General features: G+C 73.0%; 28 protein-coding genes. 9 read left to right on the top strand and 19 right to left on the bottom strand.

The window, feature by feature from the left end:
- Position 1: 1 nt before the first annotated feature.
- Positions 2-445, bottom strand: a complete 444-nt coding sequence (locus ACZ6IM_RS33890) for a DUF2000 family protein (RefSeq protein ID WP_469561944.1) — start codon at positions 443-445, stop codon at positions 2-4.
- A 49-nt stretch (positions 446-494) separates the two neighbouring features.
- Between ACZ6IM_RS33890 and ACZ6IM_RS33885 the strand changes: the two genes are divergently transcribed.
- Positions 495-1,334, top strand: coding sequence for an AraC family transcriptional regulator (locus tag ACZ6IM_RS33885; RefSeq protein ID WP_469561941.1), 840 nt, complete (start codon positions 495-497; stop codon positions 1,332-1,334).
- A 17-nt stretch (positions 1,335-1,351) separates the two neighbouring features.
- On the opposite strand, the gene ACZ6IM_RS33880 is transcribed toward ACZ6IM_RS33885, so the two are convergent.
- Positions 1,352-1,861 (bottom strand): type III secretion system chaperone family protein, encoded by a 510-nt coding sequence (locus tag ACZ6IM_RS33880; RefSeq protein WP_469561938.1) that lies wholly within the window; start codon positions 1,859-1,861, stop codon positions 1,352-1,354.
- Positions 1,854-3,227, bottom strand: coding sequence for a D-inositol-3-phosphate glycosyltransferase (gene mshA / locus ACZ6IM_RS33875; protein WP_469561935.1), 1,374 nt, complete (start codon positions 3,225-3,227; stop codon positions 1,854-1,856). The genes ACZ6IM_RS33880 and mshA overlap by 8 nt, the downstream gene beginning before the upstream one ends.
- A 254-nt stretch (positions 3,228-3,481) precedes the next feature.
- On the opposite strand from mshA, the gene ACZ6IM_RS33870 reads away from it, so the two are divergent.
- From ACZ6IM_RS33870 to ACZ6IM_RS33860, 3 genes are all read left to right on the top strand, one after another.
- Complete coding sequence (locus ACZ6IM_RS33870) at positions 3,482-4,297, top strand: class I SAM-dependent methyltransferase (protein WP_469561932.1); 816 nt, start codon at positions 3,482-3,484, stop codon at positions 4,295-4,297.
- 239 nt (positions 4,298-4,536) lie between these two features.
- A complete protein-coding gene (locus tag ACZ6IM_RS33865) occupies positions 4,537-5,673 on the top strand; it encodes a C40 family peptidase (RefSeq protein ID WP_469561929.1) in 1,137 nt (378 codons plus the stop codon).
- Positions 5,674-5,943: 270 nt separating this feature from the next.
- Positions 5,944-7,443: a PP2C family protein-serine/threonine phosphatase gene (locus ACZ6IM_RS33860; protein ID WP_052842930.1), complete on the top strand. Its 1,500-nt coding sequence runs from the start codon at positions 5,944-5,946 to the stop codon at positions 7,441-7,443.
- A gap of 37 nt (positions 7,444-7,480) precedes the next feature.
- On the opposite strand, the gene ACZ6IM_RS33855 is transcribed toward ACZ6IM_RS33860, so the two are convergent.
- The 4 genes from ACZ6IM_RS33855 to ACZ6IM_RS33840 all read right to left on the bottom strand — a co-directional run bounded on the left by ACZ6IM_RS33855 (position 7,481) and on the right by ACZ6IM_RS33840 (position 9,709).
- Entirely contained in the window at positions 7,481-7,816 is a 336-nt protein-coding gene (locus tag ACZ6IM_RS33855; protein ID WP_333748165.1) for a DUF2516 family protein, read from the bottom strand.
- A 113-nt stretch (positions 7,817-7,929) separates the two neighbouring features.
- On the bottom strand, positions 7,930-8,556 hold the full coding sequence (locus ACZ6IM_RS33850; protein ID WP_052842931.1) for a hypothetical protein: 627 nt from the start codon (positions 8,554-8,556) through the stop codon (positions 7,930-7,932).
- Positions 8,557-8,578: 22 nt separating this feature from the next.
- Complete coding sequence (locus ACZ6IM_RS33845; protein WP_052842932.1) at positions 8,579-9,028, bottom strand: helix-turn-helix domain-containing protein; 450 nt, start codon at positions 9,026-9,028, stop codon at positions 8,579-8,581.
- Between the two features lie 114 nt (positions 9,029-9,142).
- Complete coding sequence (locus ACZ6IM_RS33840) at positions 9,143-9,709, bottom strand: TetR/AcrR family transcriptional regulator (protein WP_052842933.1); 567 nt, start codon at positions 9,707-9,709, stop codon at positions 9,143-9,145.
- Positions 9,710-9,862: 153 nt separating this feature from the next.
- Here ACZ6IM_RS33840 and ACZ6IM_RS33835 point away from each other — a divergent pair, with 153 nt between their 5' ends.
- Positions 9,863-11,332: an MFS transporter gene (locus tag ACZ6IM_RS33835; protein WP_469562023.1), complete on the top strand. Its 1,470-nt coding sequence runs from the start codon at positions 9,863-9,865 to the stop codon at positions 11,330-11,332.
- Positions 11,333-11,382: 50 nt separating this feature from the next.
- On the opposite strand, the gene ACZ6IM_RS33830 is transcribed toward ACZ6IM_RS33835, so the two are convergent.
- Positions 11,383-11,850 carry a MarR family winged helix-turn-helix transcriptional regulator gene (locus ACZ6IM_RS33830; protein ID WP_052842934.1) on the bottom strand — a complete coding sequence of 156 codons (468 nt, stop codon included), beginning with the start codon at positions 11,848-11,850 and terminating at the stop codon, positions 11,383-11,385.
- A gap of 102 nt (positions 11,851-11,952) precedes the next feature.
- On the opposite strand from ACZ6IM_RS33830, the gene ACZ6IM_RS33825 reads away from it, so the two are divergent.
- Positions 11,953-13,167, top strand: coding sequence for an amidohydrolase family protein (locus tag ACZ6IM_RS33825; RefSeq protein ID WP_052842935.1), 1,215 nt, complete (start codon positions 11,953-11,955; stop codon positions 13,165-13,167).
- A 48-nt stretch (positions 13,168-13,215) separates the two neighbouring features.
- Here the strand turns inward: ACZ6IM_RS33825 and ACZ6IM_RS33820 are convergent, their stop codons facing one another.
- From ACZ6IM_RS33820 to ACZ6IM_RS33795, 6 genes are all read right to left on the bottom strand, one after another.
- Positions 13,216-15,258, bottom strand: coding sequence for a HelD family protein (locus ACZ6IM_RS33820; RefSeq protein ID WP_469561920.1), 2,043 nt, complete (start codon positions 15,256-15,258; stop codon positions 13,216-13,218).
- A gap of 41 nt (positions 15,259-15,299) precedes the next feature.
- On the bottom strand, positions 15,300-15,911 hold the full coding sequence (locus ACZ6IM_RS33815; protein ID WP_052842937.1) for a TetR family transcriptional regulator: 612 nt from the start codon (positions 15,909-15,911) through the stop codon (positions 15,300-15,302).
- 140 nt (positions 15,912-16,051) lie between these two features.
- Complete coding sequence (locus tag ACZ6IM_RS33810) at positions 16,052-16,276, bottom strand: hypothetical protein (RefSeq protein WP_469561916.1); 225 nt, start codon at positions 16,274-16,276, stop codon at positions 16,052-16,054.
- A gap of 220 nt (positions 16,277-16,496) precedes the next feature.
- Positions 16,497-17,573 carry a phosphotransferase gene (locus ACZ6IM_RS33805; protein ID WP_052842938.1) on the bottom strand — a complete coding sequence of 359 codons (1,077 nt, stop codon included), beginning with the start codon at positions 17,571-17,573 and terminating at the stop codon, positions 16,497-16,499.
- A gap of 61 nt (positions 17,574-17,634) precedes the next feature.
- A complete protein-coding gene (locus ACZ6IM_RS33800) occupies positions 17,635-18,405 on the bottom strand; it encodes an HAD family hydrolase (protein ID WP_469561913.1) in 771 nt (256 codons plus the stop codon).
- Positions 18,405-19,280, bottom strand: coding sequence for a winged helix-turn-helix domain-containing protein (locus ACZ6IM_RS33795; protein ID WP_469561910.1), 876 nt, complete (start codon positions 19,278-19,280; stop codon positions 18,405-18,407). The genes ACZ6IM_RS33800 and ACZ6IM_RS33795 overlap by 1 nt, the downstream gene beginning before the upstream one ends.
- Before the next feature lie 174 nt (positions 19,281-19,454).
- On the opposite strand from ACZ6IM_RS33795, the gene ACZ6IM_RS33790 reads away from it, so the two are divergent.
- Positions 19,455-19,643: a hypothetical protein gene (locus tag ACZ6IM_RS33790; RefSeq protein ID WP_052842940.1), complete on the top strand. Its 189-nt coding sequence runs from the start codon at positions 19,455-19,457 to the stop codon at positions 19,641-19,643.
- Positions 19,644-19,652: 9 nt separating this feature from the next.
- On the opposite strand, the gene ACZ6IM_RS33785 is transcribed toward ACZ6IM_RS33790, so the two are convergent.
- Positions 19,653-20,564 carry a GntR family transcriptional regulator gene (locus ACZ6IM_RS33785; RefSeq protein WP_469561906.1) on the bottom strand — a complete coding sequence of 304 codons (912 nt, stop codon included), beginning with the start codon at positions 20,562-20,564 and terminating at the stop codon, positions 19,653-19,655.
- A gap of 153 nt (positions 20,565-20,717) precedes the next feature.
- Here ACZ6IM_RS33785 and ACZ6IM_RS33780 point away from each other — a divergent pair, with 153 nt between their 5' ends.
- Positions 20,718-20,903, top strand: a complete 186-nt coding sequence (locus ACZ6IM_RS33780) for a hypothetical protein (protein ID WP_003974784.1) — start codon at positions 20,718-20,720, stop codon at positions 20,901-20,903.
- A 147-nt stretch (positions 20,904-21,050) separates the two neighbouring features.
- Here ACZ6IM_RS33780 and ACZ6IM_RS33775 read toward each other — a convergent pair whose 3' ends face one another.
- The 3 genes from ACZ6IM_RS33775 to ACZ6IM_RS33765 all read right to left on the bottom strand — a co-directional run bounded on the left by ACZ6IM_RS33775 (position 21,051) and on the right by ACZ6IM_RS33765 (position 24,122).
- The gene (locus tag ACZ6IM_RS33775) at positions 21,051-22,301 is read right to left on the bottom strand and encodes a GNAT family N-acetyltransferase (RefSeq protein ID WP_469561903.1); all 1,251 of its coding nucleotides are present in this window, start codon (positions 22,299-22,301) and stop codon (positions 21,051-21,053) included.
- A 67-nt stretch (positions 22,302-22,368) separates the two neighbouring features.
- Positions 22,369-23,379, bottom strand: coding sequence for an asparaginase (locus ACZ6IM_RS33770; RefSeq protein WP_469561900.1), 1,011 nt, complete (start codon positions 23,377-23,379; stop codon positions 22,369-22,371).
- Between the two features lie 89 nt (positions 23,380-23,468).
- Positions 23,469-24,122: an RsiG family protein gene (locus tag ACZ6IM_RS33765; RefSeq protein WP_469561897.1), complete on the bottom strand. Its 654-nt coding sequence runs from the start codon at positions 24,120-24,122 to the stop codon at positions 23,469-23,471.
- 179 nt (positions 24,123-24,301) lie between these two features.
- On the opposite strand from ACZ6IM_RS33765, the gene dtd reads away from it, so the two are divergent.
- Positions 24,302-24,727: a D-aminoacyl-tRNA deacylase gene (gene dtd / locus ACZ6IM_RS33760; RefSeq protein ID WP_052842945.1), complete on the top strand. Its 426-nt coding sequence runs from the start codon at positions 24,302-24,304 to the stop codon at positions 24,725-24,727.
- Between the two features lie 30 nt (positions 24,728-24,757).
- Here the strand turns inward: dtd and ygfZ are convergent, their stop codons facing one another.
- Positions 24,758-25,723 carry a CAF17-like 4Fe-4S cluster assembly/insertion protein YgfZ gene (gene ygfZ, locus ACZ6IM_RS33755; protein ID WP_469561892.1) on the bottom strand — a complete coding sequence of 322 codons (966 nt, stop codon included), beginning with the start codon at positions 25,721-25,723 and terminating at the stop codon, positions 24,758-24,760.
- Between the last annotated feature and the right edge of the window lie 13 nt (positions 25,724-25,736).

The following is a 25,736-nucleotide window of genomic DNA, read 5'->3' as shown; positions in this document are numbered from 1 at the left end:
CTCACGGATGCATCCTCGCCCCCTTCAGCACCTTGTCCACCGCGTTCTTCGGGCCGTACACCGCGAGGCCCACCAGGTCCAGGTCGGTCGTCGCCACGGCCCGTACCGCCGCCCGGTTGTCGCGGTCGTTGCCCGTGGTGAAGAGGTCGGACGTGAAGAGGGCGCGGGGCAGGGCGCGCGACAGCGCACGCGCGTGGGCGGTGGTAAGGATCTCCTTCGTGCCCTCGAAGACCAGCACCGGCTGGCGGAGCATCGGCAGGTAGCCGACCGCGTCCGCGTCCTCGTAGGGCTCCCCGATCACCTCGGGGAACTGGCTGCCCAGGCCGCTGACCAGGAACGCCGTGACGTTGAGGCGCTGCCAGGTCTCCAGGTCCTCGCGCAGCAGTACGGCGATCTTGGTGTCGAAGCGGACGGGGGCGTCGGGCTCTGCGTCGTGCGTGCTCATACCGTGAGACTGCCGACCCGCACCCCGCCCGGTCTTGTACGTTTTTTGCATGGCCCGCCAGCACAACGACCAGGGCAACGGGGACCGGAAGGACCGGCGGAACGTCTCCGCCTGGCGCCCCCGTGTCCCGGGCGTCGTCGAGGTCTTCCACGCCCACTACACCGAGTACGCCTATCCGATGCACGTCCACGACGCCTGGACGCTGCTCATCGTCGACGACGGCGCCGTACGGTACGACCTGGACCGGCACGAGCACGGCACCCCGCACGACACGGTGTCCCTGCTGCCGCCGCACGTGCCGCACAACGGCTCCCCGGCGACCCCGGACGGCTTCCGCAAGCGCGTCCTGTACCTGGACGCCTCCCGGCTGGGCGACGAGCTGATCGGACCGGCGGTGGACGCGCCCGACCTGCGTGACCCGGTGCTGCGGCGGCGGGTCGGGCAGCTGCACGCCGCGCTCGCGCTGCCCGGTGACGAGCTGGAGGCGGAGAGCCGGCTGACGCTGATCGGCGAGCGGCTGCACACCCATCTGCGCCCCAGGGGCGACAGGGACCCCGCGCGCCGGGACCCCGTACTCGCCCGGCGGCTGCGGGAGCTGCTCGACGAGCGGGTCGTCGCGGGGATCGGTCTGGAGGAGGCGGCCGCACTCCTGCCCGCCCACCCGGCGCATCTGGTACGGGCGTTCAGCGGCGCGTACGGCATCGCGCCGCACCAGTACCTGATGTCCCGCCGGGTCGACCGGGCCCGGCGGCTGCTGCTCGCCGGACGGTCCCCGGCGGACGTGGCCGGAGCCACCGGCTTCTACGACCAGGCCCATCTGACCCGGCACTTCAAGCGGTTGGTGGGGGTCACGCCGGGGCGGTACCGGACGAGCGGCGCCCGCGGCTGAGCCGGCCCGGGGCGGGATCAGTCGCCGGAGCGGGGGCGCTCGATCAGGTGCTGGAACGCCTCCAGGTTCCGCGTCGACTCGCCGCGCGAGGTCCGCCACTCGTACTCCTTGCGGATGGCGGAGGCAAAGCCCAGCTCCAGCAGGGTGTTGAAGGCGCCGTCGGCTGCCTCCAGGACCTGGCCGAGGAGGCGGTCGATCTCGTCGGGGGTGACGGCGGCCAGGGGGAGTTTCGCGGTGACGTAGATGTCGCCGAGGCGGTCGACGGCGTAGCCGATGCCGTAGAGCTTGAGGTTGCGTTCCAGCAGCCAGCGGTGGACGGCCGGTTCGTTCTCGTCGGGGTGGCGGATGACGAAGGCGTTGAGGGAGAGGGAGTGCCGGCCGAGCAGGAGGGAGACGGTCGTCGACAGCTTGCGGGTGCCGGGGAGCTTGACGACGTAGTTGCCGGGCTCGGGGCTCTCCCATTCCAGGTCGGCGTCCTTCAGCGCCCCCTCGACGACCTGTGCTGCCTTGTCCGGTGCCTCAGCCATGGTGCGAGCGTACGCGACGGCGGTGCGACTGGATCGCGGCCGTGTAGACGTCGGCGGTGGCGGCGGCGGCGCTGTCCCAGCCGAAGGACTGGGCGTGCCGGGCCGCGGCGTCGCCCATGCGGGGTGTCAGCTCGGGGTTGTCGGCGAAATCGCGCAGTACGCGCGCGTAGGCGGCGGGATCGTGGCCGTGGACGAGGCGGCCGGTGTGTCCGTCGCGCACCGCGACCGGCAGCCCGCCCACCGCGGCGGCGAGCACCGGCGTACCGGCCGCCTGGGCCTCTATGGCGACCAGGCCGAAGGACTCGCTGTAGGACGGCATGACCAGCACGGACGCGGCCCGGAACCAGTCGGCGAGCTGTTCCTGGCCGACGGGCGGGCGGAAGCGCACGACGTCGGCGATGCCGAGCCGCGCGGCGAGTTTCTGCAGGCCCTCCGGCTTGGCGAGGCCGCTGCCGCTGGGGCCGCCGACGACGGGGACGACGATGCGGGAGCGCAGATCCGGGCGTTCGTCGAGGAGTACGGCGACGGCGCGCAGCAGGACGTCCGGCGCCTTCAGGGGCTGTATGCGGCCCGCGAAGAGCGGGATCAGCGCGTCCTGGGGCAGGCCGAGGCGGGCCCGGGCGGCGGCGCGGGCGTTGCCGTGCTGTCCCGGGCCGGGTACGGAGCCCTTGGGAAAGGGGCGGAACCGTTCGAGGTTCACGCCGGGGTGGACGACGGCGACCTTGCCGCGGTCGGCGGCGTAGTGGCGGACGAGTTCGTCGGCCTCCTCGGCCGTGTTGGCGATCAGCCGGTCGGAGGCGGCGACGATCTGGGTCTCGCCGATGACGCGGGCGGCCGGTTCGGGGGTGTCGCCCTCGGCCAGGTTGGCGTTCTTGACCTTGGCCATGGTGTGCATGGCGTGCACCAGGGGCGCGCCCCAGCGCTGGGCGGCGAGCCAGCCGACGTGGCCGGAGAGCCAGTAGTGGGAGTGCACGAGGTCGTAGTGGCCGGGGCGGTGACCGGCCCAGGCCTGCATCACGCCGTGGGTGAAGGCGCAGAGCTGGGCGGGCAGGTCCTCCTTGGCCAGGCCCTCGTACGGGCCCGCGTCGACGTGCCGGACGAGGACGCCGGGGGCCAGTTCGACGGCGGGCGGAAGGGCGGCGGTGGTGGCCCGCGTGAAGATCTCGACCTCGATGTTGATCGCGGCGAGGCGCTGGGCCAGCTCCACTATGTAGACGTTCATGCCTCCGGCGTCGCCGGTGCCGGGCTGGTGGAGCGGTGAGGTGTGCACGGAGAGCATGGCGACGCGGCGGGGCCTGCGCGGCAGCCGGAGCCGCGGGGAGACCGTCGGTGAGCGACGCCCGAGCCTGCTGACGTACTGGCTCACGAGCCGTTCCTCCTCGCTGCGGGCATGCCGGTCGGAGGGCCTGGGATGCCCTCCAAGGGGTGGGAACACCGGACGGGCGGTGCTCCATTCCGGTTTTCCGACCTTTGCCGAATCATTACCGCCGATCGCTCAACCGTTCGAGGGGCCTTCGGGTCCCCCACTCGGGTCGGTGGCGCCGGGACCCCTGCCCTGGTGTGCGGGTACCACCATCCCGTGGACGAATGCCGGACGGCCGGCCGCATACCCTCGTAGTCATGCCACCCCGCGCCACCGCCCCCCGCCCCGTGGGCACGGTCACGCGCGGGACGACCAATCCCAACCGGCTGCGCCGCATGGACCGCTGGATCGCGGCCGTGCACGGTGCCGAACTGCGCCGCGCCGCCGAGCCCGTCGCCGTCGACCTCGGCTACGGCGCCGCCCCCTGGACCGCCGTGGAACTGCTGCACCGCCTGCGCACGGTCGCGCCGCACGCGCGCGTGGTGGGCGTCGAGATCGACCCGGCCCGGGTGGCGGCGGCCCGGCCGTACGCGCGCGCGGGGCTGGATTTCCGGCACGGCGGCTTCGAGGTCCCCGTCTCCCGGCCGCCGCTGCTGATCCGCGCGGCGAACGTGCTGCGCCAGTACGACGAGGACGAGGTGGCCGCCGTCTGGCGGCGGCTGTGCGCGCGGCTCGCGCCCGTGTCGGAGCACTCGCACGGGGGGCTCCTGGTCGAGGGGACGTGCGACGAGATCGGGCGCCGGCACGTGTGGGTGGCGCTCGGGCCCGAGGGGCCGCGCACGGTCACCTTCGCGACCCGGCTCGGCTCCCTGGACCACCCCTCCGACCTGGCCGAACGGCTGCCGAAGGCGCTCATCCACCGCAATGTCCCCGGCGAGCCCGTGCACGCCTTCCTGCGCGACTTCGACCGCGCCTGGGCCGCCGCCGCGCCCTACGCCTCCTACGGCGCCCGGCAGCGCTGGATGCGGGCCGTGCGGGACCTGACGGCCGACTGGCCGGTGACGGACGGGCCGGTGCGGTGGCGGCAGGGCGAAGTGACGGTGCGGTGGGAGGCGTTGGCGCCCCGCACGTGAACCGGCGGCGACGGCACGCCCCCGGCCGCTGGCCGCTGGCCGCTGGCCGCTGGCCGCTGGCCGCTGGCCGCTGGCCGCTGGCCGGGAACGATCTCCGTGCGGCGTTCGTCACACACCGAGGGACGCAATCGAGGGGAAGCAGGAGGACAGCACGGCCTCTGTCGCTTTCCGCGCCGGCGTGGCACGATCCCCCGAGCGACCTATGTTACTGACGGTTAATCAGTTTTTGGGGGCGAGGTATGCGTACGGGGAAGCGTGGCTTGACGACCGCTGCCGTGACCGTGGTCTGCGCGATCACCGTGCTGGCGGCACCGGGCACGGCGTTCGCGGACCCGGGTCCCTCGGCCTCACCGTCACCGTCGACGTCACCGGGCGGCCCCGGTGCCTCCGCCGCCCCGGGCGCCACGCCCGGCAAGGACCTCGAAGCCGTGCGCAAGAAGCTCGACAGGCTCTACCGCGCGGCGGCCTCGGCCACGGAGGAGTACAACGCCGCCGAGGAGAAGGCCGACAAGCAGAACGCCGAGATCGTCGAGCTGGCCAAGAAGATCGTGAAGGGCCAGGAGAAGCTGGACGGGCTGAAGGACCGCGCGGCGGCCGCGGCCCGCGCCCAGTACCGCACCGGCGGCCTGCCCGACGGGGCGAAGCTCGTCCTGAGCGACGACCCCGAGGACTTCCTCGACGGCACCGGCCGGGTGATCCAGGGCCAGCGGGCCACCAAGGGCCTGCTCGGCGAGCTGACCCGCGCCCAGGAGGACCTGAAGACCTACGCGGCGGACGCCTCCGCCCGCTTCAAGGAACTGGAGGCGAACCGCAAGGCCAAGGCCACCGCCCAGAAGAAGATCGAGAAGCAGATCGCGGCGGCCGAGAAGCTGGAGTCCGAGCTGGAGCAGGAGGAGAAGGAGCGCCTCGCCCGGCTGGAGCGGGAGGCGCAGGCCAAGGCCCAGACCGCCTGGCTCGACTCCGGCATCGTGAAGGACCTCGACGCCGAGGCGACCGGGCGGGGCCGCAAGGCGGTCGAGTACGCCACCGCCCAGATCGGCAAGCCGTACCAGTGGGGTGCCGAGGGCCCGAAGTCCTACGACTGCTCCGGCCTGACCTCACAGGCATGGGTGGCGGCCGGGAAGGCGATCCCCCGCACCTCGCAGCAGCAGTGGAAGCAGCTCAGGCACGTCGCCGTCGAGGACATGCGCCCCGGCGACCTGATCATCTACTTCGACGACGCCAGCCACGTCGGCATGTACGTGGGTGACGGCTCCGTCGTGCACGCCCCGCGCCCGGGGCGCTCGATCACCCTCGCCGGCGCGGGCTCGATGCCGATCCTCGGCGTGGTCCGGCCGGACACGGCCCCGGCGCAGGCACCCTCCCCCAAGGGGTGACGCGGGCCACGCGCCCCGCGCCGGGCACGTGAGGCGGGCCACGTGACCCAGTCCACGCCCGGCGCCCGCCCCGCGTGACGTTCGTCATCCCAGGTCCCCGGGCGGGGTGTCCAACTGCGGGGGAAAACGCGGCATATGACGGTGGCCGATGGCCGCCCGACGTGTTCTGGACCATTCCGCAGCGGCGCTGTCACCCGCTATGGTCCCCGTCGGTGGGTCGAGGTCCCTCGCCCCGCCATGCCCTCGGGGGGAGGGAAGGAAACCAAGACGATGCCCGTACCCGTACCGCGGCAGAGGGCGATCCCGGCCGTGGAGTGTGGTCAGGCGCCCGCCGCGTCCCCGGACAGCGGCCCTTCCACGGAACAGGCCCCGCCCGGGACACGTCCGGCCGAGAACCCCGCCGACCGGCGGGAGAACCCCACGGAGAAGCGCGAGAAGCCCACGGACACCAGCCCCGAAACCAGCACCGGCCCCGGCGCCGGCACCGGCACGGACGCAGGCACCGACCGCACGCACAGCGGCCGGGCCGAGACCGCCCGGGCGGAGACCGCGGCTCCCACGAACCTGACCGTGCTGCTGATCGAGGACGATCCGGCCGGTTCGCCGATCGTGCCCGACCTGCTCGACCAGGCCGGCAAGCCGATCCGCGTCCGCACTGCCCGCAACCTCACCGAGGCCGGGCGGCTGCTGACCGACGACGTCCACTGCATCCTGCTGGACCTCGCCCTGTCCGCCCCCGCCCCGGCCCGCACCGGCGCGGACGGCGGTGGCAGCGGCACGGGCGCCGCGGCGGGCGACGACGAGCTGGCGGTGCTCCGGCACGTCCTGGAGCTGGCGCCCCGGCACGCCGTGCTCGCCCTCACCTCCTCCAGCGACGCCGAGCGCGGCGCCGAGGCGGTGGCGGTCGGCGCGCAGGACTACCTGTTCCGCGACGAGCTGGACGGCCGCCTGCTGAGCCGCGCGATCCGCTACGCCGTCGAGCGCAAGCGGTCCGACTCGGCGGAGCGGCGGCTGGCCGAGGGCAAGCTGCGCGCGCAGGAGAACCGCCGCCTGGAGCGCGGCCTGCTGCCGACCCCGCTGCTGGCCGGCTCCCCGCTGCGCTTCGCCGCCCGCTACCGTCCGGGCCGCTCGCGCGCGCTGCTGGGCGGCGACTTCTACGACGTCGTCCGCACCCCGGACGGCACCGTGCACGCCATGATCGGCGACGTCTGCGGGCACGGCCCGGACGAGGCGGCGCTCGGTGTGGAGCTGCGGATCGCCTGGCGGGCGCTGACCCTGGCCGGGCTCTGCGGCGACGAGCTGCTGGGCACGCTCCAGCAGGTGCTGGAGCACGAGCGTTCGGACGACGAGATCTTCGCGACCCTGTGTGCCGTGGACATCTCCCCGGACGGCCGCCGCGCGGGCCTGTGCCTGGCCGGGCACCCGTCCCCGCTGCTCAGCCGCCCGGGCATGCCCGCACGTCTGCTGCCCTACGACAACAACGGCCCGGCGCTGGGGCTGCTGCCGGGCGCCCGCTGGCCGCGGATGCAGGTGGAGCTGGGCGCCGAGTGGAGCCTGATGCTGTACACCGACGGCCTGATCGAGGGCCACGTCGGCGGGGGCCGGGAGCGGCTCGGCCAGGACGGCATGGTGGAGATGGTCCGCCGCCAGCTCGCCGAGGGCCTGGCCGGCGAGGATCTGCTGCGGGCGACCGTCAACGAGGTCCGCGAACTCAACGGCGGCGAGCTGGCGGACGACCTGGCCGTGGTGCTGCTGGACCGGACGGCCTGAGCCGCCCGGTCCCGGTGCCCCCGCGTGGGGACTCCCGTCAGCGTCCGCCGTTGTACGGGCCGTAGGGGCCGTCGCTGCTGGAGCCGCGGCGGCTGCTGCGGCCGCCGCCGGACAGGCCGCGCAGCGCGGGCCGTACGTCGACCATGTACACGATCGTCGCGATGAGACCGATGATCGGCAGGAACGACAGGATGTTGAAGATCAGGTTCACCACGAAGGCGATCCCGAGGATGATCAGCCAGAAGGGCTTGGTCTTCTTGTCGGCCGCGCGGTAGGCGTCCTCGCGGCGCGTGGCGGCGTCGATCAAAGCGAAGCCGCTGAAAAGGATCAGGGCGATGCTCAGCAGCCACATGAAGCCTGCGAACCCCTGCATCAGCACAACGTCCACCACCAGAATCGGATCGTCATTACGCGGTCACCGTACCCGCAGAACGGGCCGGACACCCCAAGGGTGCCCGGCCCGCTCCCCGCTCGTAGTGCCCTGCCCTACTTGGCGGGCGGCGTCGTCTTCTTGGCGGTGGTGCTCTTCTTGGCGGGGGCCTTGCGCGGGGCGGGGGTCTTCTTCGCCGCGGCGGTCTTGTCCTCGGTGACCCGGACCGGCTCGGACTTGGGCGTCGCGGGCTTGGCCGGGGCGGGCTTGGCCGGCTCGACGGCCACGGCGAGGTCCTCCACGTCCTCGGCGAGGTCCTCGATGCCGTCGGCGGCCTGGCCGCGCCAGGTGCGGACCGCCTGCTCGCCGCGCTCGGCGACCTTCTCGTAGGTCTCCCGGGCCTTGACGGCGTACTCGGCGGCGACGCCGACGGAGCGCAGCGCGAGGTCCTGGGCGGTCTCCCCGAGCTTCTTGAAGTCGGCGTCGAGGGAGCCGAAGAGCTCGTTGGCCTTGGCCTGGAGGCTCCCCTGGGTCTCCTTGACGCGGGCCGTCGCCTTCTCCTGGACGGCCTTCGGGTCGGTGTTGCGAACGGCGTCGATCCGCGCCGGGGCCTCCGCGCGCAGCTGCTCCACCAGCACCGGCACCTTCTTGGCCTGCTGGAAGGCGAGGTCGGCGGTGCCCGCGGCGAAGTAGAGCGGGGTGGGGTCGCTGAAGGTCTTGCGCAGGTCGTCGGTGATGGCCATGGTGATGGTCCTCCGGAATTGCCTATGAATGAGGGTTTTTGGTCGGTTCAGCCCCGTCGACAGCGGCACCGGCGTCGGCGTCGGCATGCACACCCGCGTCCGCGGCGGCGTCCGCGTCGGCCCCGAACCCGTTCTCCTTGCGGAAGGACTCGTAGACCTGGAGCAGCACCTGCTTCTGCCGCTCGTTCAGCGAGGGGTCGGCAAGGATGACCGCACGCGTCTCCACGTCGTCCCGGTCCCGCTCCGCGTCGAGGATCCCCGCGCGGACGTACAGCGTCTCGGCGGAGATCCGCAGCGCCTTGGCGACCTGCTGGAGCACCTCCGCGCTCGGCTTGCGCAGCCCGCGCTCGATCTGGCTCAGGTACGGGTTGGACACCCCCGCGGCATCGGCGAGCTGCCGCAACGACAGCTGCGCGTTGCGCCGCTGCTCGCGCAGGTACTCACCGAGATTGCCGACGTTGAGCGATGCCATGCCTCCACCATGCAGCAGCTTGCTAACTATTGCAAGCACCCTGCTTGCAAGAGTGCACCCGCGGCTCCGCACCGGACTGCCGCACCCGAGGGCGCGTGAGCGGGTCGGGCCGGGTCACAGCAACCGGTCGACCAGCCCGTCGATGTAGTCCGGGGTGAGCGTGTCCATGCCGAACAGGACGCGGATGTACATCGGGGCCAGGACGTGGTCCAGCACGTCGAGCGCGTCGGGTGCGGGCTCGCCGCGGTCACGGGCGCGATCGAGCATGGACTGCAGTTGCCTGGTGCGTTCGTCGCGGAGGTCGTCACGGGCCCGCACACCCTGCTCACCGATGCTCGGCAGGGCCACGGCCAGGCGCACCAGCAACAGGCCGTCGGGTCCGGTGATCTCGCGGGCCACCTGGGCCGCGTAGGTGCGCAGGTCACCGGCGAGGCTCCCGGTGTCGGGCATCGGCGACCGGGCGTCGAGGCGGGTGAGCGCCACGTCGGTGAGCAGGGTTTCCAGGTCGCCCCACCGGCGATAGATGCTGCTGTCGGCCACGCCCGCGCGGACCGCGACGTCGCCGACGGTGAACTTGCCGTAGCCGCGCTCGCCGATCAGATCGGTGACGGCCCGGTGCACCTGCGCGCCGACGCGGGCACTGCGCCCGCCGGGCCGCCGGGCTCGCTGTCCTTCGTCCATGCGCCCACATTAACGCAGTCACCACTTGCGTTTACGGAGCGGCCCTCCTTATAGTCTCCAAACGCAGCCGCAGGCTGCGTTTAGTGCGCTCGGGTGCGTCGACACCCGCACCGGCCGCGGCCGGGCGCACCTGCCGATCGAGAGGGGATCCTCATCACCGCATCGCATGCGACCGCAGACAGTCGGCCGAACCGGGCCGTGCTGCTCACGGTGACCTGCCTGGGGCAGTTCATGGTGCTGCTCGACAACACGATCGTCGGGGCCGCGCTGCCCGACATGCAGCACCGCCTGCACACTCAGCTGACAGGTCTGCAATGGATCGTCGACGCGTACGTACTGCTGGTGGCCATGCTGCTCCTGTCCGGCGGGGTCTTCGCCGACCGATTCGGCCGCAAGCGGGTGTACCTGACGGGGGTGGCCGTGTTCACCGCCGCATCGCTGGTGTGCAGCCTCGCGCCCTCGCTGGGCTGGCTGGTCGCCGGCCGGGTACTGCAGGGCATCGGGGCCGCGGCGCTGAGCCCGGCCTCGCTGGCCCTGCTCGCCGCCGCTTGTCCCGAGCCGCGGGAACGGGTCAGGGCGATCGGGCTGTGGGCCGGCATCAGCGGAATCGGTCTGGCCGCGGGACCCGTGGCCGGGGGCGTGCTGACGGACGCCTTCGGCTGGCCCGCCATCTTCCTCGTCAATCTGCCCATCGGCGTGGCCCTGGTGCTGGCCGGCCTGCGCCACCTCGGCGAGTCCCGCAACCCCGCCGCCCCCGCGATCGACGTCCCGGGCACGGCGCTGTCCGTCCTGGCCGTGGGCGTACTGACCTACGGGCTGATCGAGGGAGGCGCCCGCGGCTGGACCTCACCGGTGATCCTGGGCAGCTTCGCCGCCGCGGCGGTCCTCCTCGCCGCCTTCGTCGCCGTCGAAGCCCGTCGCTCCGCTCCGATGCTGCCGCTGCGGCTGTTGCGGCAGCGGCTGTTCACCGTGTCCAACACCGCCATGGTCGTGGTGGGGTTCGCGCTCATGGGCTCGTCGTTCTTCTTCTCCCAGTTCTTCGTGTACGTCCAGGGCAGCTCAGTCCTGCGCGCCGGCCTGCAGACCCTGCCGGTGTCCGTCGCCATGGTGATCGTCAGCCCGTACGCGGGCCGGCTCGCCGCCCGGTACGGCTTCCGCGTCGTGGTCACCACCGGCCTGGCCCTGGCCGGCCTCGGACTGCTGGCGCTCGGCACGGTGCACGCCGACACCGGCTACGGGAACGTGTGGTGGCGGCTGGGGCTCGCCGGCGTCGGCTTCGCCCTGGCCATGTCCCCGCTGACGGGCGCCGCCGTCCAGGCGGTCGGCCCGCGGGAAGGCGGCCTCGCCTCGGGCATCAGCAGTACCACCCGGCAGATCGGCGCGGTGCTGGGCGTCGCGGTGCTCGGCGCCGTCGTCCGCTCCCGGCAGTCCGGCGGCGCCTCCTTCGAGACCGGTCTCGACAGCGCCTTCCTCGTGGCCGGCGCCGTCACCGCGGCCACCGCCGTGTTCACCGGCCTGTGGCTGACGGGGTCCGAGCCCGCGGACGGCTCCGCGGTGCCGCGGCCTTCCACTGATCCAGGTGCGGTCACCGCCACGGACGGGGCGTCCGCGAAGAGCCGCTGACAGGAACGACCGCCTTGGCCGGTGGACTCGCCGTCGCCGGCCCCGCCCGCTCAGCCGCCGCCCGTGGCCCGTCTCCTGGACCACGCGGCGGCGTCGGCGCCGTACCTGACCAGGAGGCGGGCGAACTGGACGCGCTCCTGCGGTGACCAGGCGGCGGTGATCTCCTGGAACGCCGCGCGCTGTTCGGCGGCGAACCGGTGGCGTTCGGCCTCGCCGTGCTCGGTGAGTTCGAGGACGGTACGGCGCCCGTCGGACTGGGACGCCGCCCGGCGCAGCAACCCGTCCTCTATGCAGGCGGCGACGGTCCGGCTGGCCACCGGCTGCGCGACGCCCATCTCGGCCGCGAGGCCGCCGACGGTGGTCTCGTCCGGCGCGTCGGCGATCACGTTGAGGACCAGGTTGCGGGAGAGGTCCTTGCTCGAAGCGGGTGTACGCCGCCGCAGGCGCGACAACGCCGGGCCGATCTGGTCCAGCGCCAGGTCGTCGGCGGACCGCTCGGAGGAAGACGCACTGCTCATGTGCCCGAGTCTAGGCCGCCTCCGCACATTTGCATACCTCTCGACAACTGCATAGCATCAGGTATGCAAATGCGACCGAGCCAGGAAACGAGGCGGACTGCCATGGCACTCACCGCGATCACCGACGCGCAGGTATTCGACGGAGAGAAGTCCGTAGGCGTACGGACCGTGGTCATCGACGGCACGAGGATCGCCCGCGTCGGCGGCGAGGTCCCCCGGGGCAGCGAGGTCGTCGACGGCAGCGGCGCCACCCTGCTGCCGGGACTCATCGACGCACACGTGCACTCCGCCCCGGGCTCCCTGGCGCTCGCCCTGCGGTTCGGGGTGACGACCGAACTGGAGATGCAGGGGATGAACACCCGGGAGAACCGCGGGGCCGTCACCGACGACGACACCCTGGCCGACGTGCGCTCCTCCGGCTTCGCCATCACCCCGCCCGGCGGCCACCCCAGCGAGCTGATGCCCGAGGGCTTCCGGCCGAAGTGGGACCTCCCGCCGGTGATGCCGCTGATGCCGTTCTCCACGACCCCGGAGGAGGCCGCCGCCTTCGTGCCGCAACTCCTCGCCCGGGGTTCGGACTTCATCAAGTTCATGATCGACGACGGCACCGTGGAGGGACATCCCGGGCTGCCGTCGCTCGACCGGGCCACCCTGAACGCCGGCGTGGCCGAGGCCAGGAAGTACGGCGCCCTCACCGTGGCCCACGCGCTGACCCTGGAGGCCACCAGGATGGCCGCGGAGGCGGGCGTCGACGGCGTCACCCACGTGTTCATGGACCAGCCGCACACCGCCGAGATCATCGACGTCATCAGGGACGCGGGCATGTTCGTCATCCCCTGCATCACCCTCAACGCCTCGATGATGGGCATCACCGGCGGCGAACTCGCCGACGACCCCCGGGTCGCCGCCCGCCTCGACGAACGGTGGGACCGGACCCTGCGGTCCAGCTACGACCGCTACCCGCAGGGCAGGCTGGAGGACGTCCACGCCACCGTCCGCGCCCTGGACGCCGCCGGCGTCGACGTGCTGGCCGGGACCGACGCCTCCATGCCCGAGACGTTCTTCGGGGGCCTGGCCCACGGGGCGAGCCTGCACCACGAGCTGCAGTACCTCGTGGCCGCCGGCCTCACGCCCTCGCGGGCCCTGCGCGCGGCCACCGCGACCACGGCCCGGCGCTTCCGCCTCGGCGACCGGGGCCGCGTCGCCGAGGGACTGCGCGCCGACCTGCTGCTGGTCGACGGGGACCCGACGACCGACATCGGCGACACCCTCAACACGCGCGCCGTCTGGCGCCGCGGCACCCGCCTGGCGGACTGACCGCGGCCGTGTCCCCCCGCGGGCGGAGTGCGGGGCGCCCACCGGCCCTCAGAACGGCAGCGGCCGCCCGTGCACCACGTCCAGCCGGGACACCGCGCGGGTGAGCACCACGTACAGCCGGTTGAGGCCCCGCCCGCCGGGTCCCTCCGCCGCCGCGATCGCCGCCGGTTCGACGGCGACGACGTGGTCGTACTCCAGGCCCTTGACCACGCTCGCCGGTACGACGGCCACCCGGGCGCCCAGCGCCTCGGGCCCCGCCGCCGCGATGCCGGCCGCGTCGAGGGCCGCCCGCAGCCCGGGCACGTCCGGGTCGGCGGCGACGACGCCCACCGAGCCCTCCCGGGCGAGTGCGTGCCGTACGGCGTCCACGACCGTCTCCGGCACGGCGCCGGGCGCGCACCCGCGCAGCGTCAGCTCGCCGTCGCCGCGCAGCGAACGGGCCGCGGGCACGTCCACGTCGAGCCGCTCCAGCAGCCGGTTGGTGAGGCCCACGACCTTCTTCGGCACCCGGAACCCGGTGGTCAGCGGCACCACGGCCGCGTCCGGGCGGCCCAGGTGGGCGAGGACGGTCCGCCAGGACCGCGCGGCCCACGGCGTGGTCCCCTGGGCGAGGTCGCCGAGGACGGTGAGCGAACCGAAGGCGGACCTGCGGGCGATGGCCCGGCACTCCATCGGGGAGAGGTCCTGGGCCTCGTCGACGACGATGTGGCCGTAGCCCTCGGGGTGTTCGAGGAGGCCGGCGAGCTCGTCGAGCAGGACCAGGTCGGCGGCGGACCAGCGGGCCGACTTCCAGGACCGCGGGGCCCGCCCCGTCCACAGCAGGGCCCGCTGCTCGTCGTCGTCCAGCACGCCGTCGGCCGCCCCCGCCAGCTCGTCCGGGTCGCCGAGCAGCGGCGCGAGCACCTCCTCCGGGCACACCCGGGGCCATACGGCGTCCAGGGCCGCGCCGACCGGCCGGGCCCGTTCGACGCGGCGCAGCCAGGCACTGGTCCGCGGCCCGGCGCGCCGCTCGGCCCGCTCCTGGACGTACCGCACGATCCGGGCCCGGACCCGCTCGCGCCCGACGGTGTACGGCGGCTGCTCCCGGCGTACGTCCGCGACGATGCGGGCCAGCGCCTCGGCCGGGACGCGCCAGCGGTAGGAGCCGTCCGGCACGGTGAGGTCGCCCGCGGCGCCGGGGTCCACGCGTGCGTAGAGGGCGCGGCGCAGCACCTCGGCCGCCCGGGCGTCGTGCTTGAGGGCGGCGGCGCGGGCGTCGTCGGTGCGGGTGACCGGGTGCCGGGCGATCTCCCGGGCCAGCGTGGACTGCCGTACGCCGCTCTCGCCGAGGGCGGGAAGCACCTCGGCGATGTAGGAGAGGAAGGTCGGGTTGGGGCCGAGGATCAGCAGCCCGCCCCGCTGGACGCGCTGCGGGTGGGTGTAGAGCAGGTAGGCGGCCCGGTGCAGGCCGACGGCGGTCTTGCCGGTGCCCGGGGCGCCCTGGACGCAGACGGTGGTGCCGAGACCGGCGCGGACCAGGTCGTCCTGCTCGGGCTGGATGGTGGCGGCGATGTCCCGCATGGGTCCGACGCGGGGGCGTTCGATCTCCCGCGCGACGATGGCGCCGGCCCGGGACTCTCCCCGGGCCAGGTGCTCGTCCTCCATACCGGTGAGGTCGGCGCGCTCGCCGCGGCTGCCGGGCGCCCATCCGAAGCGGCGGCGGACGGCCACGCCGCGGGGGTCGCCGGCGGTGGCCTGGTAGAAGGCGCGGGAGACGGGGGCGCGCCAGTCGACGACGAGGGGCGGGGCGGCCGGGTGCTCGGTGATGCGCAGTCGCCCGATGTGCAGCGCCCGCTCGCCCTCCTCCCCCTCCGCGAAGTCGAGCCGCCCGAAGAACAGCGGGCCCGCGGGCAGTTCGCGCATCTCCTTGGCCCGGCTGCGCAGCCGGTACCCGAGGACCTCGGCGTCGGCACCGGAGGCGGAGACGTCCTCTCCGGTGACGACGTGTTCCTGGGCGCCTTCCACCATCGCGGCGAGGACGGTGCGGCAGCGGTCGTGGTGGGCGCGCTCGCGGTCGAGGGCGCGCTGGAGGGCGGTGTCGGTCGACGTCATTCCGGCAAGCATAGAGGAATGGCGTTACCAAGTTACATTTTTTACTCCGTTGCGAATCTCGGCAGCCCCGCCGCCAGCCCGGCGAACGCGCGTTCCGCCGCCGCCACCGCGTCGCCGCGCACGTCCTCCACCCGTTCCCCGACGGAGATCCGCCGCCAGTTGTCCAGCGCGAGGATCCGCTGTACGGCGATGATCTGCCCCGCCGCCAGCCTGGCCTCCAGGTCGCCGCCGAGCGCCCCGGCGAGCGCGGCCTCGGACCGCTCCAGCTGCGTGTGCATCCGGGCCACCAGGGCGGGGGTGCCGTAGAGCAGCCGGTGGAAGGCGAGTACGGCGGGGTGGTCGTTGAGCCCGGTCACCGGGTCGCACCGCTCAAGACCCGCCAGGAAGTGCCGCCGCAGCGCGTCGACCGGCGCGGGTCCCTGCCCCGCCACCCGGGCGGCCTCGTCCTCGTGGTCGGCGATGCGGTACAGGACCAGGTCCTCCTTGGCCGGGAAGTACCGGAAGAGCGTCGGCTTGGAGACCTCGGCCGCCGCCGCCACCTCCGCGACGGACACCGCGTCGAAGCCCTTCTCCAGAAAGAGTCCGACGGCGACGTCCGACAGGGTCCGGAACATCCGCTGCTTCTTGCGCTCACGCAGACCGGGGGCGTTCATGGGGCGAGCCTACGCACCGCCTCCACCCGGGGCGGGCTCCGGTTCCAGGCGCCGCGCCGCGTCCCGGAGGGTGCCGAAGAAGCCGCACCGGCGGTCGACGAGGCCCCCTGCCGGTTCACCGTCGTAGCGGCTCCAGCGGGTCAGCAGCGATCCGCGGCCGATGAGGTCGAGCAACTGCCCCTCGTCGGGTGCCGGCCCTTGCGGGAGGGGGGGGCGGAGGTGCCGTACGCGTCGGGCCGCACCTCGAGCGTGTCGTGGCTCCCCTCGTACACCACCTCGTCGCCGACGACGTCCAGCTTGAGGAAGGGCGACATGTGCACCGCCCGGAACTCGACCGACAGCGTGCCCTGGTCCTTGTACAGCATCCTGCCGCGCGTGGTCCTCAGGTCCTGCGAAGAAGACCGCCAGGCGCAGTCCCTTGGTCAGCGTCGTCTCGGCGCGGCCCCACAGTGCCGCCGTTCTGCCGCTCGGCGAAGATCCGCACTCAGCCGCCAAGTCCCCCCGCTGGCCCACGGGTTACGGCGCGCTGCGCCGCCAGATCATGGTGACCGCTTCCGGGGCGGCCAGGAAGAGTGCGGTGACCGCTCAGCGTGCCGTGGCGTGCCAGACCCGCAGAGCCTCCACGACCTGCTCCCGGCCGGGTACGTCGACCAGCCGCAGTGGCTCACGCGCCCGCCGTACGGCCCGCTCCACCCGGTCCGCGGCGGCCTGGAAGTGCTCGGTGCGCGCGTCCTCGGGCAGGTCGATCGCCGCGCGCATGATGTCGGGGAACACCGACTGCGCGTATTCGTAGGCGACGTAGACGGGAAGGTCCTCGTGCAGGCCGGCGGTGAGGTCGCCGAGCCCGGCGTCCGCCATGGCCCCGGCCCACAGTTCCACCATGTGCCCCTGTTCCTCCTTCCCGTACGCCATGCGTACGAGGTGGGTCGCGAGGTCGTGCAGCGGATCGCCGAATATGGCCAGTTCCCAGTCGATCACCGCGAGGCGCTTGCCCCGCACGACGACGTTGGCCCGGTGGACGTCCGTGTGCAGGAGCCGGAAGGGGCGCGCCGTGCGGCAGCGGTACCGGGCGGCGAACCGCGCCATCGCGTCCTCCGGGACGCCGACGGCGTCGAGGAGCGTGCCGAAGCGGTCCCGGTTCGGCCGGTGCACCCGCTGCTCCGTGAAGCGGACCAGCCAGTCCAGGAAGCCCTGGGTGTCCCCGTCCCGCGGCCACCCTTCGGGGCGGGCCGGCAGTTCCGCCACGGGCACGCTCGCGGTCCGGACGAAGAACGCCGCGAACGACCGCATGAGTTCCTCGCCCACCCGCCCCGTGGGACCGCTGTCGCTGAGCACCCGGCCGGTCCGGTAGCCGTGTACGGAGCCGCCGCCGAGGTCGGCCAGGCAGGGCGGCACCTCGCGCAGATAGCGGCAGACCACACCGAGCACCTCCGCCTCCCTCGGCCAGATGCGGGGCACCACCTCCACAGCCCGCAGCGGGACCCGGTACTTGAACCGGGTGAAGGGCACGGCGCCCAGCAGCAGCGCCAGCACCAGGCCCGAGCGCCGGACGTAGTTGACGTTGTGGTGCCCGGTGAGCACCTCACCCCTCCCGCGGAGTCTCCGTGACTCCACGAGGTGGTGCACGAGCGCCTTGCGCGCTCGGTGTGGCAGACGGTGCATGGCCGGAGAGTAGCGCCTCCGGCCCGTTACCCAGGGCCGCGTGACGAAGGTGTTCCCGAGCTCAGGCGGGCGCGGGGGTCCCCTCCTCCCACAGCAGCCTGAGGACCGGCTCCAGGGAGTCCACGACCGTGTCCGCGCCCGCCTGCTTGAGGATCTTGGTCTTGCGCTCGTTGTGGCCGTAGCCCAGGAAGGGCACGCCGGCCTCTCGGGCGGCGGTCACGTCGGAGGCGGAGTCGCCGACCATCAGGGCCCGCGCGGGGGCGACACCCATCGCGCTGAGGGCGCGGTTGAGGCAGTACGGGTCGGGTTTGAGCAGCTGCGGGTCCCGGGTGCGGCCGTAGATGTGCGGGGCGAAGCAGCCCAGCAGGTCCCGGGTCGCCAGGTACTCGCTCACCGCGCGGGGCGAGTTGTTGGTCGTGACCGCGAGCCCGACGCCGAGGGCGGACCAGGTGCGGATCAGGGCGTCCGCGTACGGGGTCGGCCACGCGGTGGGCACGGCGCGCAGCTCCTCCCGGGTCAGCCGTTCCTCGAACTCGGCGACCAGGTCGCTCTGCCGGTGTCTGCGGTTGACCGCGGCCAGCAGGACGTGCGGGTCCGGGTGGACCTGCTCCTCCTGGGTGAGCAGCTCCTTGAGGCCCAGCCGCTCCAGCCAGTCCACCAGTTCGCCCGCCACCCGGTCGGCCGTGTAGCCCGCGAACAGTCTGCAGATGGGGCCGTCGAAGTCCCAAAGGACGACGCGGGCACCCACGACCAGGTCCCGCAGACCCTCCCACTGCCCGGCCCACCCGGCCCGCCCGTTCACCGGTTCCGTCTGATCCGTATCGGAAGTCACTAGGAGAGTGTCATGTCCGTGGTGATGGTTTCCCAGAGGGCGTCGAACCACTTCTGTGATTCCTCCACGAACATCGACTCCCGGTGACCGCTCCGCTTCAGGAACGAGAACAGCAGCGACTGGGAGCCGAGCGCGTCGTACATCTCCAGCGTCCGGCTCTCGTACTCCTCCTCGCGCCGGGTCACCATGTAGTAGCCGAAGAGGGCTTCCTCGCCGTTGAGCAGGTAGAGCTTGCTCGTCGGGGTGAACGGCAGGGCGCGGAAGGCGATGCGCACGTCGATGCGGTGGGTGGAGCGCACGGCGTGCAGGTTGTGCCTCAGGACCCGGGCCTGGGCGTTGCGCATCTGAAGCCAGCGCTGGTGGACCGGGTCGTCCTCCTCGTCCTCGACCAGGACGGGGAAGGCGAGTGCGATGTCGCGGGAGGGCATCAGCACGCGGAAGTCGATCGACTCCGGGCGGATGCGGCCCTCGTGGATCAGGCGCAGCGGCTCGCTGAGGGCAAGCATCAGCGTCTCCGAGGTGTGGCACACGACGTCGATCCGCACCCGCGGTGCCGCGAACGCCTGCGCCAGGCGCGGCCCCAGGGCCACCATCGTCGGCTGCGGCTCGGCCCGCGGTGTGGCGGGCTCGGCGATGCGGGGCGGGCTGCCCTTGCTGACGTTGGTGAGCAGGCCGTCCTCCTGGAGCGCGCGCAGGGCCTGGCGGACGGTGCCGCGCTCCACGCCGAACTCCTCGGCCAGCTCGGCCTGGGTGGGCAGGCGGTCGCCCGCCTTGAGGTCTCCCCCGCGGATCCGCTCCCGCAGGGCCTCGGCGATCTCCTGGGACGAGAGCCTTCTGCCACCGTTCACGGACACGTTCTCCTGAGTCACGACCAAACGCTACAACTTCGACCTACCTATAGGGAGTTGTTTGAAACTTGTTTATAGGTAGTAGCCAAGTGGGGACAACATAGAGAGAGTTGGTTGCCAACTTCACCAGGTTGGTGGAAGTTCGCCTCCACCGACGCAGCACCTCCCGAACCTCCCGAACTTCCCGAAGGGGGGAAGACCATGCCCGTCCTCGCCCTGGTCTCCACGGTCTTCGTCATCGCCTTCGAGCAGATCGTCCAGTGGAAGTACGGTGCCACCGGCATCGTCGGGCTGCTCCTGCTCACCATAGGCATCAAGGCCAAGAGCCCCTCCGTCAGCTCCGCCGGAGCGGTGCTGCTGGCCCTCCTGGTCGCGGGTCCCGCACTGTGACGGGGGCGGTCAGGTCGTGAGCCGCAGCTCCGAACTGATCGTCCCCCACAGCGCGTCGAACCACAGCCGGGACTGCTTCACGAAGACGCCGTCGCGCAGGCCACCGCCCTGCTCGAAGGCGAACAGCGTCGAGCGGATGCCCTCCGCGTCGTACATCTCCAGTTGCTCGTGGTCGATCTCCTGCTCGCGCCGGCTGAGGGTGTAGTACGCGAAGAGGGCCTCGCCGCCGTTGAGCACGTACAGCTTCATCGGCGGCGTGAAGGGCAGCGCGCGGAAGGAGACGCGCACGTCGATGCCGTGCGTGGCGCGCAGGCTCAGCAGGTTGTGCCGCAGCACCTGGCCCTGGGCGTTGCGCATCGCCAGCCACCGCCGGTGCACCGGGCCGCCCGCCGCGCCGCCCGAGACCGCCGCCGGGAAGGCGAGGTCGATGTCGCTGCTCGGCAGCAGGACCCGGACGTCGACCTTGGCCGGTTTCAGTCGCCCCGCGTGGATCTGGCTCAGCGGTTCGCCGAGGGCGAGGGTGAGGGAGACGGAGGTCAGGCACAGCGCGTCGATCTCGACGTGCTCGGCGGTGAAGGCCGCCGCGATCCGGGAGGCGAGGGCCACGGTGGTGGGCATCGGCTGCGCCTGCGGACCGGCCTGGGGGCCGCGCGGGTCGTCCGCGACGGTCGCTGGGCTCCCCTTGGACACGTTGGTGAGCAGACGTTCCGAATGCAGGATGCGCAGGGCCTGGCGGACGGTGCCGCGCTCCACGCCGAACTCGTCGGCCAACTGGGCCTGTGTGGGCATGCGCTGGCCCGGCCGCAGCCGACCGGACCTGATCCGGGCGCGCAGCTCGTCGGCCACCTCTCGGTGTGTTGTCTGTGGCCGCTGCGGTCTCTTCCGCCCGTTGACGGGGGCGCGTTCCGGCTCCACGACCAAACCCTACAACTTCTCGCCATCTTTGGGCAGTTCGCGGAAAGGTGGTTATGAGACGCTTCCAAGCGGAGATAACTACAGTGAAGTTGGCAGCCAACTTGAGCAACGTGGTCGAGCCTTACCGGGGTTGGCCACCACGGTGACAGGGGGTCCACCATGCCGCTCATCGCCATCGTCGTCGCGGCTCTGGCCATCGGGTTCGAGCAGCTCGTGCAATGGAAGTACGGGCCTATGGGCATCATCGCGTTCGTCGCGCTGTCCATCGGCATCAAGGCGAAGAACACCATGATCGGCGGTGTGGGTGCGGTGATCCTCGTGATGCTGCTCGCCCAGTCCGGCTGAACCGACGTGCTGACGGCCGGGCCCCGTTCCGGAGGGGAGCCGGGAGCCCGGCCGGTCGGTAGGCACCACGCACAACAACCACAACCACAACTGAAGAGCACGCGCTACGGATGCGCAGGCCCACCGGCACCGGCGGAAGGAGTCACCTCAGAACATGTCCGGGCACCAAGGCCGCCTGGACATACGCAGCAGGGCGTCGACCACACGGGCGGCGCCCGCTCGTTCTTCCCGCACCCGGCCGAGCGCCGCCAGCCGTACCGCCGACGCGTCACCCAGCCACAGCGCACCCAGCTCGCCGACGTCGAGCACCAGATCGGCGCTCTCGGTGGTCGCCGCGCAGGACGCCCCGTCCGGCCCCGCCTCCAGCCGCCACCGTCCGCCGGTCAGCCCTCCCCGGTCCACCACGTCGAGCACCACCGACCCCCGCCCCTCGTACGTCCGCGCCGTGAGAGCCCGGGCGACGTCCAGGATCCGCACCCACAGCCAGTCGGCCTGCGTGGTGATGCGGGCCGCGCGCGGGTCCGGCAGGAGGTGCGGGAGCAGGTCGTCGGGGGACCGCCAGCCGCTCTTCACCGTGGTGATCCAGTCGATCGAGCACAGGTAGTGCCACAGCGCGCGCTCGGCGGCCGGGGTCACGGCCAGCAGCCAGTCGACGGTCGCCGTGTTCAGCGGCTGCTTGGCGTCGCCCCAGCGGTCGTCGGTCCGGTAGGCGGCCAGCCCCTCGACCTCGCCCTCCGCCGAGCGGTACAGGACGAAGTACGGCTCGACCCAGGGCGTGCCGTTCATGTCGACGACGCCGGTGCGGGCCTGCCACCACAGCTCGGTCCGGCTGACCGCGCCCGGCTGGGCCCGGCGCAGCCGCTCGTGCAGCTCGGGGCCGAGCTTGCGGACGTCCTCGCCGTCCACGAGGTCGATCCGGCCACCGTCGGCCGCCCAGCGCGGGTCGAGACCGGCGCGCGGCACGTCGACCGTCCACTCGGTCAGGGTGGTGGCGGGCCCGAAGCCGTACCGGCCGTAGATCCGGTACTCCGCCGCGATCAGCGTCGCGACCACGTCGCCGCGTTCCTTCGCCGCGGCCAGGTCCTGCGCCATCATCCGGGTGAGCAGGCCCCGGCGGCGGTGGGTCGCGGTGACGGTGACGTTGGAGACCGCGTCGGCCCGGACGGCGGCGCCGCCGACGGCGGTGATCTCCTGGTCGAAGGACCGGAAGGTCGCCACGCACCGGTCGCCGTCGAAGGCACCGAGCGACCGGCCCGGCACGAACTGCCGGCGCCGCGCCTCCAACTGCTCCTCGGCCACGGCGGGCGGCTGCAGGAACCCGGTGTTCAGGGCTCGGTTCCAGTCCGGGAACTCGGCCTCGGTGATGGGACGTACGTCTATCTCGGTGCGGCGGCTCATACGCTCACCGTAGGCCGACGCCCCCACCCGCGTCGCGGGAATTGTCCCCGCCCCGGACGTCAGAATGTCAGAAGGACGCCCGGATCTCCCCCACCTCACGGCCGGCGCCCAGCAGGGGCGCGTGGCCGATGCGGTCGACGACCGGGCCCTGGACGCCCAGCAGTGTCAGGGCGCGGGCCAGCACCGGGCCCAGGGCGCGGGTCGCGCCGTCCTCGATCTTGAAGGCGAGGGCGCGGCCGTCGGGCAGGGCCACCGCCTGGACGGCCTCCGCGCCCATCTTGGAGAGCGTGCCCGGCACCTCGCGCATCAGCCAGGTGTCCGCGCGGCGGCTGCCGGCCACGTACTCGGGGTGCGCACGCATCGCGTCGGCGACCCGGCGCTCGGCCGACCCGGGCTCGGCGGCGACGAAGGAGCGGAAGGCGCGGGCCAGGCCGACCAGGCTGACCGCCATCAGCGGCGCCCCGCACCCGTCGGTGCCGACGGCGGCGACCGGCTCGCCCGCCGCGTCCTCCACCACCCGGTGGATGATCCGCTGGAGCGGGTGCTCCGGGTCGAGGTAGGTCTCCAGCGGCCAGCCCCGCTGCGCGCAGACCGCCAGCATCGCGGTGTGCTTGCCGGAGCAGTTCATGGTGACGCGGTCGGGCACGGCGCCCGACGCCAGGTACGTCTCCCGCTCCTCCGCGTCCAGCGGCAGGTCCGGCGGGCACTGGAGCAGCGCGGGGTCCAGGCCGTACTCGGCGAGCATCTTGCGGACCAGATCGCGGTGAAACGGTTCTCCGGAGTGGCTCGCGGCGGCCAGCGCCAGCCGCTCTCCTGCGAGGTCCAGACCCGCCCGCAGGACACCCGCCGCCTGCATCGGCTTGTTCGAGGAGCGCGGGAAGACCGGCGCCGTCACCTCGCCCAGCGCCAGCTCCACCGCCCCGTCGGCGCCCAGCACCACCAGGCTGCCCCGGTGCCGCCCCTCGACGAATCCGGACCGCACGACCTCGGCGAGGACGGGCGGCACGACGGGCGAGAGGGCGGACGTGGGCGCGGACTGGTTCGCGTGCGACGGTTGCGACGGCTGGGGCGCGGGCATCGGCGGTGGCCTTCCGGAACGGGCGACCCCCCGCGGCGACGGCCCGGGATCACCGGGCCCCGGAGGCGGCGCGGATGGCCGCCCCCGTGTCACACGAGCAGGTCGTCGACTTGTGCTTCCCCCTCACGGTACCGGCGTGCGATCTCCGCGCCGCAGCCGTCCGCCGTGCGCTGGAGCCGCTGCCGCCTCCGGGAGACCTGCTGCTCGTAGCGCACGAGCCGCCCCATGCCCGCGGTCAGCTCGACATCGGTGCGGGCCGTCAGGTCGGACAGCTCCACCTCGCCCAGCATCTCCGCGGCCAGCCGCCGGCACTCCTCGCTGCGCGGGGTGCCCAGCGTCACATGGCGGGCGGAGGAGCGCTGCCGGGCCGGTGCGTCGGCGAGGATCTCCGACAGCCGCTCCACCACCGACCCGGTCGCCGCGGTGACCACGGAAGACGACGAGGCCGGCCCGCGCCCCGCCAGCTCCGCGCGCAGGATGTCGATACGGCCCTGCAGCAGCCGCCGTACGTAACTGAGGTCGGCCTCCTCGCGCTGGGCGTCCCGGCGCAGCGTGCGCAGCTCCGGCAGGCTCAGCTCGGTCAGGTCCCGCTCCGGAGGGCCGGCCGGCAGCTCGGGGCTGTCCGTGCGCTGCACGGGCGGCCGGGGCGCCTCCAGACCACCCGGACCGCTCGGACCGCCCCGACCACTCGGAGATGTCAACGCGGCAGTCCCGAACGACCGCCCCGTACTCGGTGTGCTCATGTGCCTCAACCGTCCCCTCGCCCGGCGTCTGGAGAGCATCGTGCCACCCCAAGTGGCCGCTATGTGACCGAGTGCCCCCGATCGGCCCCGATCGGCCCCAGATGGGGGGTTCGCAGCGAAAAGAAACCCCGTACGGCCCCGCCCGTCCACACCCTGGGGGCGCACGGCATCATGACGGGATGCGTGCAGTGGTACAGAGGGTGGACGGCGCGAGCGTCGTCGTGGACGGCGAGACCGTGGGCGCGATCGACGGCGAGGGCCTGTGCGTCCTGGTCGGCATCACCCACGACGACACCAAGGAGAAGGCGGCCCAGCTGGCCCGCAAGCTCTGGTCGGTGCGGATCCTGCACGACGAGAAGTCGTGCAGCGACCTCGACGCCCCGCTCCTGGTGATCAGCCAGTTCACCCTTTACGGCGACGCCCGCAAGGGCCGCCGCCCCACCTGGAACGCCGCCGCGCCCGGCGACGTCGCCGAACCGCTGGTCGACGAGGTCGTCGCACAGCTGCGCGCGCTGGGCGCGACGGTGGCGACGGGACGTTTCGGCGCGCGGATGCGGGTGTCGCTGACCAACGACGGCCCGTTCACGGTCCTCGTGGAGGTCTGAGGCGGGCCCTGGACGGGCGCTGGACGGGCCCTACGGCTCGACGACCGTCTCCTGCGCGGCCGCGGTGTCCTCGGCCATGAGCCGGGCGTCCACCGGCACGTTCCGCTTGACCAGGGCGAGGGCGACCGGGCCCAGCTCGTGGTGGCGCGCGGACGTGGTGATGAACCCGATCTTCCGGCCGTCGGGCCCGTCGTCCGCGAGGCGGATCTCCGCCCCGTTCGGCGGCAGGTGGACCTCGCTGCCGTCCAGGTGCAGGAAGACCAGCCGGCGCGGCGGCTTGCCGAGGTTCTGCACCCGGGCGACGGTCTCCTGCCCGCGGTAGCAGCCCTTCTGGAGGTGCACGGCCGTGCCGATCCAGCCCAGCTCGTGCGGGATGGTCCGGTGGTCGGTCTCGAAGCCGAGGCGCGGGCGGTGCTGCTCGACCCGCAGCGCCTCGTGGGCGAGGATCCCGGCCGCCGGCCTGGCCTCGGCGGCGAACGTCTCCAGCTCCTCCCGCGGCAGGAAGAGATCGCGGCCGTACGGCGTCTCGCGGACCACGGCGGAGGCGGGGGCCTGGGCGATCGACCCGGCAGGCAGGTGCACGACGGCGGTGTCGGCGGTGCGGTCGGCGACCTCAACCCGGTAGAAGAACTTCATCGACTCCAGGTAGGCGATCAGCGCCTCCTGGCTGCCGGGCTCCACGTGGGCCCAGACGGTCGCACCGTCGTCGACGAGGTACAGGGCGTGTTCGATGTGGCCGTTCGCGGAGAGGATCAGCGCCTCGGTGGCCTGGCCGGTCGGCAGGTCGCTGACGTGCTGGGTGAGCAGCAGGTGCAGCCAGCTCAGCCGGTCGTCGCCCGTGACGGTGACGACACCGCGGTGGGAGAGGTCGACGAAGCCGGTGCCGTCGGCGAGGGCACGCTGCTCGCGGAACAGGTCGCCGTAGTGGGCGGCGACGCCTTCGTCCACGCCCTCGGCGGGAACGGCGCCGGGCAGGGACAGCAGGGGGCTCTTCATACTCCCCAGCCTA

The sequence above is a fragment of the Streptomyces sp. NPDC042336 genome (assembly GCF_055581985.1).
Note: the sequence above shows the minus strand (reverse complement) of the source record. Positions and strands in the feature narration are given on the sequence as shown.